Source organism: Pseudomonas sp. Tof1 (assembly GCF_055390395.1).
This window is the reverse complement of record NZ_AP024344.1, coordinates 2850994-2867614: the sequence shown is the minus strand read 5'-3', so window position 1 is coordinate 2867614 and position 16621 is coordinate 2850994. Positions and strand designations below refer to the sequence as shown.

The following is a 16621-nucleotide window of genomic DNA, read 5'->3' as shown; positions in this document are numbered from 1 at the left end:
GCCTAGAGGGCGCCGGCAAAGGCCCGGCGCCCAGCCTGCATCTCGGTGCGCAGTTCGCCGATGAAGTTGGCGACCGACCTGATGCTGGTGAAACTGCTGATGGCGACACCATTGAGCTGAAGGTCCACGCGTCCGGACACCGGATCGAAGATCTTGATCATCAGCGCACCGCTGCCGTTGGCGGTGCAGGTGCAGGACAACGGGAGAAAACCGGACTCAATGATCTGGCACAGTTCACGTTCTGGAAGCATGGCGGTCATCCCTGAAGGCGAGCTCAAGGCAGCTCTTGCCGAACCAGCGTAGACCACCTGCCGCAAAGTGCCTGCGGCGTGACGGTCTGGAACCGTTCCTGGCTCACCACTTTAAGGAAATGTGAACCCCGTCACGCTATCAACCCCGAATCAGTGCTTGGCCGGCAGTGCCACCAGGGCGAACGCCTTGCGCAGGCGGGCCATTTCCTCTTCCTTGCCGACGGTGACGCGCATCCAGGTCGGCCAGTTTTCCCAGGTTCGCGCCACCCGTACTCCGTGCTGCGCCAGGGCCTGGGCCACGTCACTGGCCGGGCGACGCAGGTCGACCATGAAGAAATTGCCCTGGGCATCGGTGCAGGTGAAGCCGCGGTCGCGGAACCAGGCCATGTTCTCACTGCGGATACGGGCGTTGGCCTGCCGGCGCTCCGGCAGCAGCGCACGGTCTTCCAGGCTGGCGATGCCACCCAGCAACGACGAAGCGGCGGCGACATTCTGCTCGCCCAGCACGTTCAGCTTTTCCAGCAGCGCCGGCTGGCCGACGGCATAGCCCAGTCGCGCCCCCGCCATACCGTAGATCTTGGAGAAGGTACGCAGCACCAGCAGATCGGGATGGTCCTTGACCAGCGGTACGCAACTGGGGGCATCGCAGTAGTGGATATAGGCCTCGTCGACCACCACCAGCGCACCGGCAGGCTTTTCCCTGAGGGCCCGCTCGATCTGCACCATCGGCGTGAGGGTGCCGGTCGGGTTGTTCGGGTTGCAGATATAGATCGCGCCCAGGTTGGCATCCGCCGCGAGCATGGCGCCGATGTCATGGGCATGCCGGGCATCGAGGTCGATCTCATGCACGGCCGCTCCCTGTGCCCTGGCGGCCAGAGCCGGTGCCTCGTAGGTGGGTGTCGCCAGCACCAGGCTGCGGCTGCCACCGGTAAAGGCCATCACCGCCTGCTGCAGGGCGACCTTGGAGCCGGCGTAGATCTCGATGTGTTCTGCGGGCACCGACAGTTGCCGCGCCAGCAGGTCAACCAGTTGGTACTGGAACCGGTAAGGGTAGCGTCCGGACAGGGCGACGCCCTGCTCCATGGCCCGCCGAGCCGCCGCCGAGGGCCCCCAGGGGTTCTCGTTGAAGTCGAGATGGACCTCGCTGGACGAAGCCTTCGAAGCGGCGGGCAAGGCCGCCGAAAATGCCCTTGCCGAACCACTCAACAACGGCAGTGCTGCCATCAACCCCACCACCGAACGACGTGTTACATCCACCATTTACCCGATCTCCCTTGATCTCCAGGCTGGATGGCCTCCAGGCCACTTGTTATCAAAGGGACGAAACGGGAAAAGTACGATTTATCGGCAATCGGGTATCGGTCATTCTACAAATAGTGGCATATTCGAACCATTCCAACCTGCCTCCCCGGCACGCCCGCACGATTGGGCTAGAGTTTTTATCCGCATCAGCCTAATTCTTTTCATAGAGTCGGCAGATAGCTTTGTATGGAAGACAGGAGCAGTCGGAATGAGAAACAACCAGCCTGTTACACAGCGTGAAGTCTCGCTTGCCCCGCAACAAAAGCTTATCTCGACGACAGACGCCCGAGGCGTGATCACCTACTGTAATGACGCGTTCGTGGAAATCAGCGGTTTCGATCGGGCCGACCTGATCGGCGCACCCCAGAATATCGTCCGCCACCCCGATGTCCCTCCAGCGGTATTCGCCCATATGTGGGGTGCCCTCAAGCAGGGGCGGCCCTGGATGGGCATCGTCAAGAACCGCTCCAAGACTGGCGATCACTACTGGGTCAACGCCTACGTGACGCCGATCTTCGAAGGCAGCCAGGTGGTGGGCTACGAATCGGTCAGGGTCAAGCCGACGGCCGAACAGGTCCGTCGTGCCGAGTCGTTGTACCGGCGTATCAGCCAGGGCAAGACCGCCGTGCCGCGCCAGGATACCTGGCTGCCGCTGCTGCTCGACTACCTGCCCTACCTGGGACTGGGCCTGGCGGCCGCCGTGAGCGGCCTGTTCCTCAGCGCACCGCTGGCGATCGCCGTGACCGTGGGCCTCTCCGTGCCGATCGCGCTGCTGTCCTCGCGTTGGCAACGGCAAGGTCTGCAGCGTCTGCTGCAACTGGTCGAGCCCTCGACCAGCGATGCACTGCTGGCGAAGATGTACAGCGATGCGCGAGGCCACCAGGCGCGCCTGGAAACCGCCCTGGTCAGCCAGGATTCGCGCCTGAAGACCTGTCTCACCCGCCTGCAGGACACCGCCGAGCAGGTCAGCGAACTGGCCGGGCAGTCCGACCTGCTGGCCACCGACAGCTCCAAGGGCCTTGAGCGCCAGCGCCTGGAAACCGAGCAGGTGTCGGCCGCGGTCAACCAGATGGCCACGACCACCCAGGAAGTGGCCAGTCATGTCCAGCGCACCGCCGATGCCACCCAGCAGGCCAACCAGCTCACCCGCCACGGTCGCGATGTGGCCCGCGACACCCGCCAGGCCATCGAGCGCCTTTCGGCGGTGGTCGGCGAAACCGGCATGACCGTGGCGCAGTTGGCCAGGGACAGCGACGAGATCGGCACCGTGGTCGACGTGATCAAGGGCATTGCCGACCAGACCAACCTGCTGGCTCTGAACGCCGCCATCGAGGCGGCCCGCGCCGGCGACATGGGGCGCGGCTTTGCCGTGGTGGCCGACGAGGTTCGACAACTGGCCCAGCGCACCTCGCAATCCACCAACCAGATCCACGAACTGATCACCAAGCTGCAGACCTCATCCAGCAATGCCGTGCAGACCATGGAGAACGGCAATCGCCAGGCCGAGGAAGGCGTGGCCTGGGTGCTCGAGGCGGACAAGGCGCTGGTGGGGATCAGCGAAGCCGTCGCCCATATCACCGACATGACCTCGCAGATTGCCACCGCCACGGAAGAACAGACGGCGGTCGCCGACGAGATCAGCCGCAATATCAGCACGATCGCCCAGCTGGCCGATCAGTCCTCGGAGCAGGCCATCCTCTCCACGGAACTGAGCAAGGACCTGACCAGGACCGCTTCCACGCAATACTCCCTGGTCGAACGATTCAATCGATAGCCTGGTTGCACAATGGTCGGTCAACGCCGAAACTCAGCGCCAGGGCTGAAGCGATCATGCACGCCGCTGTGTCAGCGGTCTGTACGAAATGTTTTCGAGCGAGGGCCAGGCAAGGCAAAAACCGGCGAGCAAGCCCAGTTGACTGGAGTCAACGAGCATGGCGAGCCGGTTTTCAACGCAGCCTGGGCCAGCGCAGATCCATTTTGTACAGAGCCTGGCCGCGTCAGCTCTGGCACGTTGATCCTCATCTGACTGACACAGAAATGCCGCTCTCTCAGGAACGTTTTATGTCGCTCAAAGCAACCTTTGCCGCTGTGCTCAAGGCCATGCGCGCCACCCGTGGACTCTCCCAGAAAAAACTCGCCGAAGTCAGCAGCCGGACGTACATCTCGAAGTTGGAACGTGGGCAATGCTGCCCGACCCTGGAGATGATCAGCGCACTGAGCGTCCCGCTGAACGTCAGCCCGCTGACGCTGATGGCTGTCACGCTTGGCGCGCAGACCGGTGAACCGATCCAGGTGCTGCTCGGCCGCCTGGAACGCGAAGCCGCCGAGCTGGCGCAGTCGGGGGTGCTCAAGGAACTGCAGATTCCGTTCAGCGAGGAACCACGGGTACCGCCGCGTCGTGCCCAGCCCCGCCTGCGCGATTCATCCCAGGCCATTCGGCAAACCGAGTTCTGCTTTGCCGAGTAGCCCTGGAACCTTGCGTTTGCCTCAGCTGTTGCGCAGGGCGTTTTCGAGGTCGGCAATCAGATCCGCCTCGTGCTCCAACCCGATCGAAACACGGATCAGTCCCTCGGACACACCGGCCTTGGCACGCAGTTGCGCGGGCACGCCGGACTGGGTGGTCGAGGCCGGATGGCAGATGAGCGACTCGGTGCCCCCCAGGCTCACGGCGGACTTGAACAGGGTCAGCGCATTGATGAACTTGAACGCCCGCTCGCGGCCACCGTCGAGGATGAACGAGAAGGTGGAGCCCGGCCCGCTGCACTGGCGCTCGTACACCGCCTGATAACGCGAATCGTCAATCAGTTCCGGATGCAGCACCTTGATCTTCTGATAGGGGTTGTTCGCCAGCCAGTGGGCAATGGCGCTGCCGCTGCGAGCCGCCTGCTTCATGCGCAGCACCAGGGTTTCCATGGAGCGCGAAATCATCCACGAGGAATGCGGGTCCAACTGCGAACCGAAGGCGCTGCGGATCGCCCGCACCTTGGCGATCAGTTCCCTGCTGCCGGTGATGCCGCCGGCGACCAGGTCGCTGTGCCCACCGACGTACTTGGTCAACGAGTAGACGCACAGGTCGGCGCCATGGCGGATCGGCTGCTGGAAGATCGGCCCCAGCAGCGTGTTGTCGCACACGATCAACGGACGGTAGCCATGCCGGGCCGTGAAATCATCGACCTCCGTCCGGATCGCCTCGAAGTCCACCAGGGTGTTGGTCGGGTTCGCCGGCGTCTCGATGTAGCAGATTCGCGCAGCGCCATGGCGCGCGGCGGCCTCCAGTGCCTCACGGATCGATTCGCGCGACAGGCCGTTGTCGATGCCGTGGGAACCGATGCCCCACTCGGGCAGGATCTTGGCGATCAGGGTTTCGGTACCGCCATACAGCGGTGCCGACTGCACGATCTGGTCTCCCGGCCGCAGGAAGGCGAGCAGCACCGCGGCAATGGCGGCCATGCCGCTGGAGGTCACCGCGGCCGCCTGCGCGCCATCCAGCACCGCCAGGCGGTCCTCGACCATTTCCAGGTTCGGATGGTTGAAACGGCTGTACACCAGCCCGGCGGCCTCCCCCTCGGGCAGCGGCTTGCGGCCGGAAACGATATCGAAGAACTGCGCACCGTCTTCAGCGGTACGGAAGGCAAACGTGGAAGTCAGAAAGACCGGCGGCTTGACGGCGCCCTCGGACAGAAACGGGTCGTAGCCGTACGACATCATCAGCGTTTCCGGGTGCAGCTCGTGATCGGCAATTTTCTTCTTGTGGTAGCTGGAGTAGGACATTCGTGAGTCTTCCCTGAACTGAAATAGAGCCCACGCACCTCGTCTCAGCCACGCGAGACACGACGAACCGAGCGGGTGGTGAACCCATCCAGTGTATCCACTGCCCACAAAAAGATTCTTTCCATTTCCATCACGAAAAACCTAGTATGGGAAATATTCTTCCATAAAAAGTCAGAATGATGAAAACAAGAACTGCGAAGATCGAACTGGACGACACAGACCTGAAAATCCTGAAGATCCTCCAGGACGATGGTCGACTCAGCAACGCCGAACTGGCGGAGCGCGTTTCCCTTTCGCCCTCGCCCTGCTGGAAACGCCTCAAGCGCCTGGAGTCGATCGGTGCAATCAGGGGCTACCAGGCCATCCTGGACAGGCACCTCATGGGCCTGGGTGTCGTCGCTTTCGTCAGCATCCTCCTGGACAACCATACCGAAGCCACCTGCCGGGTCTTTGAAGAGCGGGTCCGGCAAATGCCCGAGGTCACCGCCTGCCACAACATTTCCGGGCAACACGACTACCTGCTGCAGGTGCTGGCCGATGACCTGGAAAGCTTCTCGGCGTTTGCCCTCAACCGCCTGCGCACCATCCCCGGCGTCAAGGAGATGCAGTCGAGCTTCTCGTTGCGCGAAGTGAAGGCGTCCAACAGGATCAGCGTTCGCCAGGCGTGACTCAGCGGGCCTGGCTGAAATACTTCCAGGCTATGCGTCCATCCGGGCAAGCAGCCGCGGCAGAATGTCTGCCGCCTGGCCGACAAGGGCGAACTCGTTTTCCCCTTCGACCGACTCCGGCTGCAGGTTGACATGCACGACGACCGCGCCCTGTTTCCTGGCGACCTGGGGGATCTGCGCCGCAGGCTGCACCACGCCCGAAGTGCCGATTGAAAACAGCAGATCGCAATCGCCGGCCGCCGCCAGTGCGTCACGCCAGGCCTGTGCCGGCAGCGACTCGCCGAACCAGACCACACCGGGGCGGATCTTGCCATTGCATTTGTGGCAGCGTGGCGGCTCGATCCTGCGCCCCTCCTCAGGTTCAGCCAGTGGCCCACTGACGCCCTGATACGGCCGCGTGCACGCAAAGCAGCGCGGCGAATGGAGGCTGCCGTGCAAGTGAATGACGTCCCGAGACCCCGCACGCTCATGCAGATCATCGACATTCTGGGTGATGACCGTCAGCCGGGGGACCCGTCTGGCGAGTTCGGCAATAGCCAGATGGGCGGGGTTGGGGCTGGCGGCGAGGACCTTCGAGCGTCGCCACTCATACCATCCCCAGACCAGCGCAGGATCGTTGCGAAAGGCTTCGGCGGTGGCCAGGGCCGCCGGGTCGAAGCGGCTCCATAAACCGGTCAAGGCGTCGCGAAATGTCGGGATGCCACTCTCCGCCGAAACGCCCGCACCGGTGAATACCACCACATGGCGTGCATCACGCAAGCGTTGCTCCTCAAACTCGATCATCACCTGTTCCTGTCTGCGTAATCGATCTGGCCAGTGTACCCGCCTGCGAGCCAAAGGCCTCGCCAAAAGCCACGATTGCCTGACGATTCACCCCGGAGTTTATCGCCGCCAGGACTGCGCTCTGGCACAATGGCAGCATGACGTTCCTGCCCGATCCCCAGCCGCTAACCCCGCCACAGCCTGATGCGCTGACCAGGAGGACGTGACTCATGCCCCTTGTCACCGACGACTGGCAAGCTGGCACGTTGATCGAAGCCTCATGGGTGCGTGCCGATGCCGCGAGCTTCCCCCGCCATACCCATGATGAGTATGTGCTGGGCACGAACCTCAAGGGCACCGAACACATCTGGCTCGATGGCCGGACGCTGACCGCCAGGCCCGGCGAGATCACCCTGTACAACCCGCTGGCCATGCAGGCCTCGGAGTTTTGTCCGACCGGGGTCGAGTATGTGAGCCTGCATCTGGACCCTGAGGGTATTTCCCGCGTGGTCAGGGACAACAACCTGGCCAGCAGCACCTTTGAGCAGGGCGTTTTCAGTCACCCCGACCTGCACCAGGCCCTGCTCGACTTCGCTCGGACACCGGCCGCTCATCGCAGGCAGCGGGAGGAAGCTTTTCTGTGCCTGCTCTGCCAATGGCTGGAACCCCGCAATACGCGGTTCGGCGAACAGCACGCCGCCGTCTCGCGGGCCGTCGAGTACCTGCGTGACTGCCTGACCCGCAAGGCCGATCTGGATGACCTGGCCGCAGCCGTGGGTCTGAGCAAATACCACCTGGTGCGATGTTTCAAGAAGCAGATCGGACTGGCGCCCCTGCAATACCAGATGCAACTGCGGCTGATCGAGTCGCGCCGGCGGCTACGTGATCGGGCCAGCGTGCTGGACGTCGCCACCGAACTGGGCTTCTACGACCAGAGCCACTTCATCAACGCCTTTCGCAAGGTGATGGGCGTCTCTCCCCAGGCCTACTCGGACGCTTACAGGGACAGCCCGCGAATGCCACGCAAGGGCCCACGGCGTTAGGCGACAGGCTGCCCGAGGATGAACTCCTGGTACCCCGTTGCGATCACGTACACCGCGAACCAGGCGAAGATCAGTGCCGAGGCGATGTAGCTGTACCTCAGCATGCGGTCACCCAGCAGCTTGCCGCCGTGGCTGGCCGCGGTGCACAAACCGACGCTCCAGCACACGCCCGCCACGAAAAAACCGGCGAGAAACAGGGATGCATTGCCCAGCCCACCGGCACCGGAGCGGGAGATGAGCGTGCCGCCCACCGCCGCGAACCAGAGGATGGCGCTGGGAGAAGAGACGGCCATGAATATTCCCCGCAGGAACGCCTTGATCGCCGAGCGCTCCACGACCTGCCCCGCGTTCTGCATGGTGCCATGGCTCTGCCAGGCATTGATGATCATGCGCACGGCGAAGTAGATCAGCAGCGCCGATCCTCCGATCCACAGGCTCCACTTCACCCAGGTGAACTGGAGCAGGACGGTCATCCCGACCAGGGCCAGGATCGCGTAGATCAGGTCGCCGAAGCAGGTACCCAGCCCCAGCCAGAAACCCTGCAGAAAGCCCCGCTGCATCGCCAGGGTGATCATGGCGATATTGGCCAGGCCGATGTCGAGACAAAGCGAAAGACTGAGAAGAAAACCACTGGTGAACTGCACGGACAAACCCAGGCAAACGTAAACAGGTCGCTGATTGAGCCAGAACGCGGCGGCGGAATATTGGAAAAAATTGCTGTTGCCCAGGTATCTGCCAACACCGCCCGGGCCAGGGCGGCCACAGGCCGGACTCGTGGAGCCAGGGTTGCGCTCGGCGCTGTAGGCCGGCGGGCCAAACGCCGAGGCAAGCTGCCGCCATGTTCCGACAGAGCGCTGCTACACTGATGAGGTCGAACGGAGGATCCCATCATGTCCGAACGAGAACTCACCAACCTGCTGTCGTTGATGAACCAGCGCCAGGCCTGCCTGAGCAGTGCCTGCAAGGAGATAGCCGACTGGATCGACCGCCAGGGCGACATGCCGGCGGCCGGCAAGATTCGCGCGAGTCTCAAGGCGCTGGAGGCCGAGGATGCCCAGGTGCGCAAGACGCTCACCTCGCTGAGCATCGAGCGTCCATTGCCCAGGTTTCGCAGCTGACTGAAAACAGGTGAATGGATCCGTGTTTTCCGGCAGCGGCACGGGACAAGCCCTCGTTGGCACGAAGGCTACGGCATCCTGTTGTCCGCTCGCCGCCGCCCCTCCCCGGCTATAGCTATAGGCTATACCCCACGAACGCAGCCTGATCGACCGCCCTACCTGGCCTTTGACACGCTGGCCTTGCTCATCCCCTTGGCATTGTGATCGCCCGGCGTGGTGGCCGAAATGGCGGTCGCCTTCGAGAGGCCCTGGGTCGCCTTGGAGTGGGCGACGCCGGAAGTGGCAACGCCATGTCCCTTGGAACCGTTGCGGGCCTGGCCAGTATGTTGGCCGCTCACCCCATGATCCCGAACCGCCTTGCCGACATGATCGCTCTGGTGACCCAGTGCCTGGCCTCGCCCCTCGGCGCTCGCCGAGCGCCCGGCACCGGCGTGACCGCCGCCCTCTCCCCCATGCCCGCCGTGGCCGCCACCGCCGTTGCCACCTCCACCGCCACCGCCCTTGGCATAGGCGGAGGTCATGAGGGAGAGCTCTGCCGGTAGCAGCGGAGCAGTTGCAAACATCATGAAGCAGGACATGACGGCAATCAGGTTGGTTTTTTTGAAACGCATGATGGCTTCCAGTTGAGTGAGTCTTTTGCACTGCCTGGGACTCGATCAATGGGTTGCCGTTCAATGGAAGACGACAGACGGAAGCCTTCATGGGCTTTTATAAAGTGAATGAGAACGCCTCTCCCTGGATCCCTTCGACAACCGGCCACCGCCGAAGCGAATGGCCGGTGGAACGGGTCAATTGAAGGCACCACTGAGCACTTCATAGATGATCCCGCTGGCAATCGAAACCAGGATCAGGTCGGCCCCTGCCTGTTGCCATTCATAGCCGTCGTAACGCGGCAACTGCCCCAGCAGTCGACCATCGAGCTTCCTGGCGATACCGGGTGGCAGCGGCTTGCCCCGGGCCAGGTTCTTGCGAATCCCCGGCGGCAAGGCAGGCCCCGGGCTCCAGTAGTCACGGTATCCACCCAGCACGACGAGCACCCCATTGCGGTCGATGCTGGGACCCTGCGCCCGATCGCCATGAGCGGATTTCCTGCCTTTACCGTGACCGCCCTGATTGTCCTGGCCCTGAAAACCCTGGGAAAACTTCTTGCCGTTTCCCTGGCCATTGCCCGGATCTGCCCAGGCGGAGCCGGCAGCCAGCACCAGGGCGGTGGTCAGGGCCGTCAACAAGCGAGCGTTGCGCATGGTCGTCCTCCTGAAAAGGAAATGTCTCACCGCTATCAATGTAGCTGCCCCGAAGCCGGTGCGCCGTGCCAGCAGAGGCTCAAACCGCTTGCGGCCCGCCTCCCAGATGAACCAGCAGGCTTTGCATCGGCGCCGCCAATTCATGCCACTGCCGAAAGCAGAGGCAGAGCTGCCGCCGTGCCCAGTCATCGTTCAAGGCAAGCAGCCGAAGGGGGTACCGCCGTTTGTAACGCCGGGCGATGTCCCGGGGCACGATCCCGACACCGACGCCATGGGCAACCATTTCGCACAAACCTTCGAAGGTTTTCATGCGAACCCTGAGATCGAGAGGCCTGCCCGCGGCATGGGCATGGTCGTTGAGGTGATCCTGCAGGGCATTTCCGGGGGACAGGCCGACGAAGGGAAGATCCACGACCTGCGAGAACGTGACGTCCTTGCCTGGCGGAAACGGCTGCCCGGCCGCCGCGATCAACACCAGGTGATCCTTCGCCACGGCCTGCAACTGCAGGCCCTGCGCGTCAACGGCATCCGAGACGACACCGGCCTCGACCAATCCGGCCGCCACCGCGCTGACGATGTCGGCACTGGTGCGCTCCCTGAGTTCGAGGCGTAAACGGGGGCGCTCGGCCAGCCACGGTGCAAGGCGGTTCGGCAGAAACCCGGTGAGTGCGGCGGTGTTGGCATACAGGTGGATCGTGCCCCGGACACCGGTGGCAAAGTCCTGCAGTTCGCCCTTGAGCCTCTCCTGCTGCCGAAGCATCAGCCGGGCGTGATGCGCCAGCACCTCGCCCGCCTCGGTGGTCACCACTCCTCGCGGGCGTCGATGCAACAGGGCCACGCCGGCAGCGCTTTCAATGCTGCGCAATCGCTCGCTGGCCGAGGCCAGGGCCAGATTCGCCCGGGCCGCGCCGGCGGTGATGCTGCCGGCATCCACGACACACAGGAACAACTGCAGGTCCGCCAAGTCGAAACGCATGGATCACCTCGCTCCTGCCTTCGGATCATCCGAAGGCTGTGCTGATATTTCCGCATTGTGCAGCGTTCCGCCAGAGGCTTCAATTCAGCCCTGTTCCCCCTCGAAGCGGATCACTCATGCACGATCACACGCTGTACATTGTTCTGTTGGCGGGCACCTTCCTGGCGGCCGGCCTGGTCAAAGGCGTCACCGGCATGGGGCTGCCAACGGTGGCCATGGGATTGCTCGGCACGGCGATGCCGCCGGCGGCCGCTGCCGCGATGCTGCTCATACCGTCTTTCGTCACCAACGTCTGGCAACTGTTTTGCGGCCCATCGATAACGCGCCTGCTGCGCAGGCTCTGGCCGATGATGCTGGGCATCCTGCTCGGCACCGTGGGCGGCTCGGCATTACTGGTGAAGGCAGACCCCGTCTGGTCAGGCTTCGGCCTGGGCATGGCGCTGATCGTCTATGCCGTCTACGCCCTGGTTGCGCCCACCCTCGCGGTGCCGGGCCGGGTGGAAAAATGGCTATCGGCGGTCATCGGCCTGATAACCGGGGTGGTGACAGGGGCAACAGGTGTGTTCGTGATGCCTGCGGTGCCCTACCTCGGGTCACTGAACATGAACCGTGAGGAACTGGTTCAGGCACTGGGCCTGTCCTTCACTCTCTCCACGGTGGCCCTGGCCATCGGGCTGTTCTCCCACGGCGCCTTTCACGTCGAGCAGTTCGGTATGTCGACAGCAGCCGTCGTGCCGGCACTGATCGGCATGTGGGTGGGCCAACGTGTACGGAGGCGGATCAGCCCCCTGCGCTTCCGCCAGTGTTTCCTGCTGTTGCTCCTCGTGCTTGGCCTTGAGCTTTGCTCTCGGCCGTTGCTCTGAGGCAAGCTGGAACAGGGTGGCTGCGCTCAGGCAGACGACTCGCCGTCCTGTGCCGAACGCAGGTGCAGATAGACGGTGTTCCTGGAAACCCCCAGGTCCTGGGCAACCCGAATGACGGCGCCCTTGAGCTTGAAGATGCCCTGCTCGTGAAGCAGGTTGATGACCGCCTTGTTGTAGCCGCCCGAGGACACCGCCATCGTCTCGGCGACCTTCCTGCGCGCCGTGCTCAGCGCCACCAGCACGGTTTCATTGACGTCAGCGCCAAAGTTCTCCGACAGCACCTCGGGGGCGCCGGCGGGCAGTTGCGTGAAACTGCCGAGGATCTCGTGCAGCGGCGTGTTCAGGTGGAAGTTGATGCACAACAGCCCTATCGGCGTGCCCTGCTCGCCGCGGATGACGAGGGTGGTGGACTTGAGCGGTTCACCGTTGCGATTGCTGCAGAAGTAGCTCATGCCGGAGCGGTTCGGCGAATCGTTGATCTCGGCGAGCATGCGCAAGGCCAGGTCGGTGATCGGCGCCCCGCCTGCCGCCCGGTCAGGTGCCCGTTGATGATCTTGATCACCGAGGCGTCCAGGTTGTCCAGGCTGTGGAGGACGAACTCGAAGCCCGCCCCCAGGTAGGCTGCCAGGCCGTCCAGCAGCGTCGAATGGGACTGCAGGATGGCCTGGTCTGCCGGCGAAAGCTTGACCATGCTCCGGGGCATCAGGCCGAGACGGCGATCGCCTCGATCTCGACCAGCACACCTTTTGGCAGGGTCTTGACCGCCACGCAGGAGCGTGCCGGCTTGGACACGAAGAACTGCTCGTAAACCTCGTTGAAGACGGCGAAATCGGCCATGTCATGCAGGAAGCACGTGGTTTTCATCACCTGCTCGAAGCCGACCCCACCTTCCTTCAGGACAGCTTCCAGGTTCTTGATGGTCTGCAGCGCCTGCTCGCGAATGCCGCCTTCCACCACCTGGCCACTGGCAGGGTCCAGCGGAATCTGGCCGGAGGTGAAAATCAGATTGCCGAAAGCCTTGGCCTGGGAGTACGGGCCGATTGCAGCGGGGGCATTGGCGCTGGTGATGGTCTTCATGAAAGGGGCTCCGATAGCGATTGGTGTGACCCATGAGGGTAAGCCCAGGATGCTAAAATGAACAAATGCTCATTCGCAATACTTTTATTCACTCTGCAGCATCATGCCGAAGCGCGGCCCTGCCATTGCCCGAGCAGCAGTCGACGTTACAAAACCGGGGGCTTCAGACGAGGACCAGCGGGTTTTCACACCATCGGCGAAGGGCTGCTCCCCGTCATTCAGCGTCAAGCTCCGCATTGGAAGGCTTGTAGCCCAGGCTGCGCATCAGATCGCGCGCCGTTTCGAAAAACACCTGCTTGAAGCTGTCCGCACATTCCTCCGTCAACCGGCTGGCAGGCCCGGAGATGACCAGCGCGCCCATCAATTCATGCTGCGCACCATAGATCGGCAAGGCCATGGATGAGGCATGCGGGTCGGTCGCACCACAGGAATAATAGGGTTTCTCCAGGGCAATGCCGGTCTGGAACGGCGCGCGCAGGGCCTGGGCACCGGCGGCCTCGTCCATGGGCCGCATGTCGCCTGGCTGCATGTTGAGACGAAGGCGATGGGAGGAGTTGACCCGATACTGGCACATCCGATAGGCGCCATGACGCACGTAGAACGAGGCGGTCTCGCCGGACTGCTCGGCCAGATAATGCAACCGAGGCATGACATGCCGCTCAAGGTCGAGGGTTTCCTGGTACACCGCGTTCAACCTCATGACCTCACTGGCCAGTTGATAGCGGCCATCGCTCATTCGAGTGATGAAACCGTGGTTCTCCAGCGACACCATCAGCCGCATGATCGTGCTTTTGATCAGCCCCGTACGCTCCGTGAGTTCCACCAGGCTCAACGCCGAATCGCCCATTTGAAACGCTGAGAGCACAGTCAATACACGGTCGGCCGAAGCCACACCGTTTACCGCTGGACGCGGCCGCGCTTTTACCATCAGAAAGACCTCACGTGATAGGTGCCCTCATGTTTCGCAAGGGCTAATGCACGCATTATCCGACAACCCCTGCTCCTCGCCATCCTTGTGCCGCCGATGCGGCCCTGGATGGATTCGGGCAAGAAGAAGGCCAGCCGTCCCTGGCCTCGGCGTAATCGGTGGACTGGCGTCGAAGAGATCGCGCAGTTGCCCGAGACTGGCAGGACCGATGGTCGAGGCTACCTCCCCCGTTCAGGGGATGCGGTAGACCTCACGGGCAGTACCACTGAACAGCCACTCCTTCTCGCTATCGCTGAAGTCCGCCACGACGCGCTTGAAGCTGTTCCACAACACCCCGTAACCGTACATGCCCTTGTCCACCGGGAAGTTGCTCTCGAACATGCAACGTTCCACGCCAAAGCAGTCGATAGCCTGCAGCAGATAAGGTCGCCACAGCGCTGCCAACCTGAGTGAACCCGGTGGCCGCGCCTGAGCGTCCAGGTCGAAGCCCGCGACCCGCATGCCCAGCCCGCCGAGCTTGAGCCGCACGTTGGGACATTGCGCCAGCCTGCGCAGGTCGATCGACCAGCGTTGAAAAACCTCCTCGCGCTGGCCCGCATAAGGCCCGGCCCCCAACGGCCCGCCGAGGTGATCGAGGACAACGACCAGCTCCGGAAACGCCTCGGCGAGCTCGATCACTTCGGCGAGCTGGGTGTGGTAGGCCCAGATATCCAGGACCAGTTCGTGACGCTGCAAGTGCGCCACTCCCCGACGAAACGCCGGCTCCGCCAATACACCCGCGGGCGGCGGCCGGGGATTGGAGACCAGTCGAGGATCGGCGTGCCAGGCGGTGGTGTTGCGCACACCCCGCAAGCGGTTGCCACCACGGTGACGCATCTCCTCCAGGACCGGCACGACGCCATCGCCGAGCATCAGGTCGGCACCGGCGACGATCGCGGCGCACAGGCGTAGCGGCCCCACCAGCCCGCTGGCGCTGTAGGCGGCCACACCATTGGCGTACTCCACCTCGCCCACGGCCTGGAAAGGCCCGGGGCGGTCCAGGTCCAGCATCGAACGGCACTGGACATAAACAGACGCCACCAGCCGATGCCCGCAGTTCATATCGGCCAGGTAGTCCTCGGCCAGATAGCGCTGGCCGGGCCGGTCCCACAGGTGGTGATGGGCGTCGATGATCGCCCGTTGCGGCTCCAGCGGCGCTTCGCTGACCTGGGCGAGCCATTCTGGCCGAACGGGGGCATGGGGAGAGTGCATGGCTGACTCCGGTGACAAGGCTTAGAAAAGTGCCAGGGTGTAATTGATGATCAGACGGTTCTGGTCACCATTGCGGGTGGCCTCGCTATGGGCCTCACCATTGCGCCAGACGATGCCCAGCCCCTTGAACGTCCCACTCTGGATGACATATTCCAGGGAGAAGTCGCGCTCCCATTCCGACTGGTCCACACCGCTTGCCGTCTGGATATTGTCGCCCTTGAGGTACATCACCGATGCCTGGAGGCCCGGCACACCGAGTTCCGCGAAGTCATAGCCGTACTGGGCGAACCCGGTGCGCTCACCGGCCCGGGTAAAGCTGAGCAGCATTTTGTCGGTCCACAGGTACAGGCTGCTGCCGCCAGCGCCCTTGTCGATCGAACCCTGGTTGAGCTGTACGAAGTTGCTGCCCTGCGAAACACTCTGGTAGCCCAGCGCAAGGGCGTGACCACGCAGGCGATAGGTAAAGGCGGCGCTCCACAGATCGCTGTCGATCTCGCCATCACCCTCGGCGGTGTATCCCCCGACCTTGTACCCCTGCCGGCGGCCCGAGGCACTGCCGTTGGCGCCCTGCGACCCCGTGCGGAAATAGCGCAGGTCCGTGGTCAGCGAGCCATAGTCATTCAGGGACAGGGTGTGATTGAGGCCGGCAAAATGTTGCTGGTAGTAGTCCTGCAATTGACCCATGTAGTACTGCAGCAACAACGAGTCCGTCGCGCGATAGTCGGCCCCGGCAAAATAGAACCGGTCACTCTCGCGAGTGCCGCCACTCACGGCCATGCCGGTCAGATCGGTGGATGCACGCCCCCTGGCACGGTTGAGCGCACCGCCGATGAACGTGAGGTTGTCGAGTTCCCGGGACTGCAGTTGCACGCCCTGGAAGGTCTGCGGCAGAAGCCGGCCGTCGGAGGCCACCAGCACCGGCACCTTCGGCATCAACTGGCCCACGCGCAACTCGCTCTGGCTCAGCCTCATCTTCGCGGTGACGCCGGCGCTGCCCCACTGGTGCGCAGCACGCTCACCATCGGACGGGATCATCGAGCTGCCATTATGCCTGCCCCGGCCACTGTCCAGCGTGATACCCATCATGGCGGTCGCATCCACCCCGAAGCCGATGAGCCCATCGGTGTAGCCGGAGCGAAAGTCGAGCAGGAAGCCCTGTGCCCAGTCCTCGGTTTTCGACGGTTTCGCCGTGCCATCGCGGTTATCGCTGTTGAAATAGAAGTTGCGCATCGACAGTTTGGCATGGCTGTCGGAAAGCAGATCGGCATAGGCCGGAAGGCCGAGAAGGCTGCCACCAGCGGCGAGGGTAAGGCAACGGACGGACGACGAGATATTCAAGACAAAAGCTCCCTGGGCACCCGGGGAAT

Annotated in this window: 18 protein-coding genes and 2 pseudogenes; 6 read left to right on the top strand and 14 right to left on the bottom strand. The window is 63.2% G+C overall.

What is annotated here, in order from left to right; genetic code table 11:
* Positions 1 to 2 precede the first annotated feature (2 nt).
* Both ACZ5KU_RS13305 and ptaA read right to left on the bottom strand, forming a co-directional pair.
* A complete protein-coding gene (locus ACZ5KU_RS13305; RefSeq protein WP_054056758.1) occupies positions 3 to 251 on the bottom strand; it encodes a DUF1652 domain-containing protein in 249 nt (82 codons plus the stop codon).
* Positions 252 to 401: 150 nt separating this feature from the next.
* Entirely contained in the window at positions 402 to 1511 is a 1110-nt protein-coding gene (gene ptaA / locus ACZ5KU_RS13300; protein WP_054056746.1) for a pyoverdine biosynthesis transaminase PtaA, read from the bottom strand.
* 250 nt (positions 1512 to 1761) lie between these two features.
* On the opposite strand from ptaA, the gene ACZ5KU_RS13295 reads away from it, so the two are divergent.
* On the top strand, positions 1762 to 3327 hold the full coding sequence (locus ACZ5KU_RS13295; protein WP_054062371.1) for a methyl-accepting chemotaxis protein: 1566 nt from the start codon (positions 1762 to 1764) through the stop codon (positions 3325 to 3327).
* Positions 3328 to 3614: 287 nt separating this feature from the next.
* Positions 3615 to 4019, top strand: a complete 405-nt coding sequence (locus tag ACZ5KU_RS13290) for a helix-turn-helix domain-containing protein (RefSeq protein ID WP_054062372.1) — start codon at positions 3615 to 3617, stop codon at positions 4017 to 4019.
* Between the two features lie 21 nt (positions 4020 to 4040).
* Here the strand turns inward: ACZ5KU_RS13290 and ACZ5KU_RS13285 are convergent, their stop codons facing one another.
* Complete coding sequence (locus ACZ5KU_RS13285; RefSeq protein ID WP_054056744.1) at positions 4041 to 5324, bottom strand: cystathionine gamma-synthase family protein; 1284 nt, start codon at positions 5322 to 5324, stop codon at positions 4041 to 4043.
* A gap of 176 nt (positions 5325 to 5500) precedes the next feature.
* Between ACZ5KU_RS13285 and ACZ5KU_RS13280 the strand changes: the two genes are divergently transcribed.
* Positions 5501 to 5992 (top strand): Lrp/AsnC family transcriptional regulator, encoded by a 492-nt coding sequence (locus ACZ5KU_RS13280; protein WP_416773160.1) that lies wholly within the window; start codon positions 5501 to 5503, stop codon positions 5990 to 5992.
* A 30-nt stretch (positions 5993 to 6022) separates the two neighbouring features.
* On the opposite strand, the gene ACZ5KU_RS13275 is transcribed toward ACZ5KU_RS13280, so the two are convergent.
* Positions 6023 to 6775, bottom strand: a complete 753-nt coding sequence (locus ACZ5KU_RS13275) for an SIR2 family NAD-dependent protein deacylase (RefSeq protein WP_416773158.1) — start codon at positions 6773 to 6775, stop codon at positions 6023 to 6025.
* A 209-nt stretch (positions 6776 to 6984) separates the two neighbouring features.
* On the opposite strand from ACZ5KU_RS13275, the gene ACZ5KU_RS13270 reads away from it, so the two are divergent.
* Complete coding sequence (locus ACZ5KU_RS13270; protein ID WP_464737297.1) at positions 6985 to 7797, top strand: helix-turn-helix transcriptional regulator; 813 nt, start codon at positions 6985 to 6987, stop codon at positions 7795 to 7797.
* Here the strand turns inward: ACZ5KU_RS13270 and ACZ5KU_RS13265 are convergent.
* Positions 7794 to 8441: a LysE family translocator gene (locus tag ACZ5KU_RS13265; RefSeq protein ID WP_273825700.1), complete on the bottom strand. Its 648-nt coding sequence runs from the start codon at positions 8439 to 8441 to the stop codon at positions 7794 to 7796. The genes ACZ5KU_RS13270 and ACZ5KU_RS13265 overlap by 4 nt on opposite strands.
* A 246-nt stretch (positions 8442 to 8687) precedes the next feature.
* Between ACZ5KU_RS13265 and ACZ5KU_RS13260 the strand changes: the two genes are divergently transcribed.
* Entirely contained in the window at positions 8688 to 8915 is a 228-nt protein-coding gene (locus ACZ5KU_RS13260; RefSeq protein ID WP_054056739.1) for a hypothetical protein, read from the top strand.
* A 452-nt stretch (positions 8916 to 9367) separates the two neighbouring features.
* Here ACZ5KU_RS13260 and ACZ5KU_RS13255 read toward each other — a convergent pair.
* The 3 genes and pseudogenes from ACZ5KU_RS13255 to ACZ5KU_RS13245 all read right to left on the bottom strand — a co-directional run.
* Positions 9368 to 9493 (bottom strand): annotated as a pseudogene (locus ACZ5KU_RS13255) (hypothetical protein); the annotation flags it as partial.
* Positions 9494 to 9703: 210 nt separating this feature from the next.
* On the bottom strand, positions 9704 to 10159 hold the full coding sequence (locus ACZ5KU_RS13250; protein ID WP_464737296.1) for an anti-virulence regulator CigR family protein: 456 nt from the start codon (positions 10157 to 10159) through the stop codon (positions 9704 to 9706).
* A 79-nt stretch (positions 10160 to 10238) separates the two neighbouring features.
* Positions 10239 to 11123 (bottom strand): LysR family transcriptional regulator, encoded by an 885-nt coding sequence (locus ACZ5KU_RS13245; protein WP_464737295.1) that lies wholly within the window; start codon positions 11121 to 11123, stop codon positions 10239 to 10241.
* A gap of 128 nt (positions 11124 to 11251) precedes the next feature.
* On the opposite strand from ACZ5KU_RS13245, the gene ACZ5KU_RS13240 reads away from it, so the two are divergent.
* Positions 11252 to 11998, top strand: a complete 747-nt coding sequence (locus tag ACZ5KU_RS13240) for a sulfite exporter TauE/SafE family protein (RefSeq protein WP_054062377.1) — start codon at positions 11252 to 11254, stop codon at positions 11996 to 11998.
* Positions 11999 to 12024: 26 nt separating this feature from the next.
* On the opposite strand, the gene ACZ5KU_RS13235 is transcribed toward ACZ5KU_RS13240, so the two are convergent.
* The 6 genes and pseudogenes from ACZ5KU_RS13235 to ACZ5KU_RS13210 form a co-directional block, all read right to left on the bottom strand.
* The gene (locus ACZ5KU_RS13235; protein WP_464737405.1) at positions 12025 to 12195 is read right to left on the bottom strand and encodes a helix-turn-helix domain-containing protein; all 171 of its coding nucleotides are present in this window, start codon (positions 12193 to 12195) and stop codon (positions 12025 to 12027) included.
* A gap of 195 nt (positions 12196 to 12390) precedes the next feature.
* Positions 12391 to 12689: pseudogene (locus ACZ5KU_RS13230) on the bottom strand (PAS domain-containing protein); the annotation flags it as partial.
* An 11-nt stretch (positions 12690 to 12700) separates the two neighbouring features.
* Positions 12701 to 13075 carry a RidA family protein gene (locus ACZ5KU_RS13225; protein WP_054056733.1) on the bottom strand — a complete coding sequence of 125 codons (375 nt, stop codon included), beginning with the start codon at positions 13073 to 13075 and terminating at the stop codon, positions 12701 to 12703.
* A gap of 214 nt (positions 13076 to 13289) precedes the next feature.
* The gene (locus tag ACZ5KU_RS13220) at positions 13290 to 14003 is read right to left on the bottom strand and encodes an IclR family transcriptional regulator (protein ID WP_081005870.1); all 714 of its coding nucleotides are present in this window, start codon (positions 14001 to 14003) and stop codon (positions 13290 to 13292) included.
* Between the two features lie 231 nt (positions 14004 to 14234).
* A complete protein-coding gene (locus ACZ5KU_RS13215) occupies positions 14235 to 15254 on the bottom strand; it encodes an amidohydrolase family protein (protein ID WP_054056731.1) in 1020 nt (339 codons plus the stop codon).
* Between the two features lie 21 nt (positions 15255 to 15275).
* On the bottom strand, positions 15276 to 16586 hold the full coding sequence (locus ACZ5KU_RS13210) for an OprD family porin (RefSeq protein WP_464737404.1): 1311 nt from the start codon (positions 16584 to 16586) through the stop codon (positions 15276 to 15278).
* Positions 16587 to 16621: the final 35 nt, after the last annotated feature.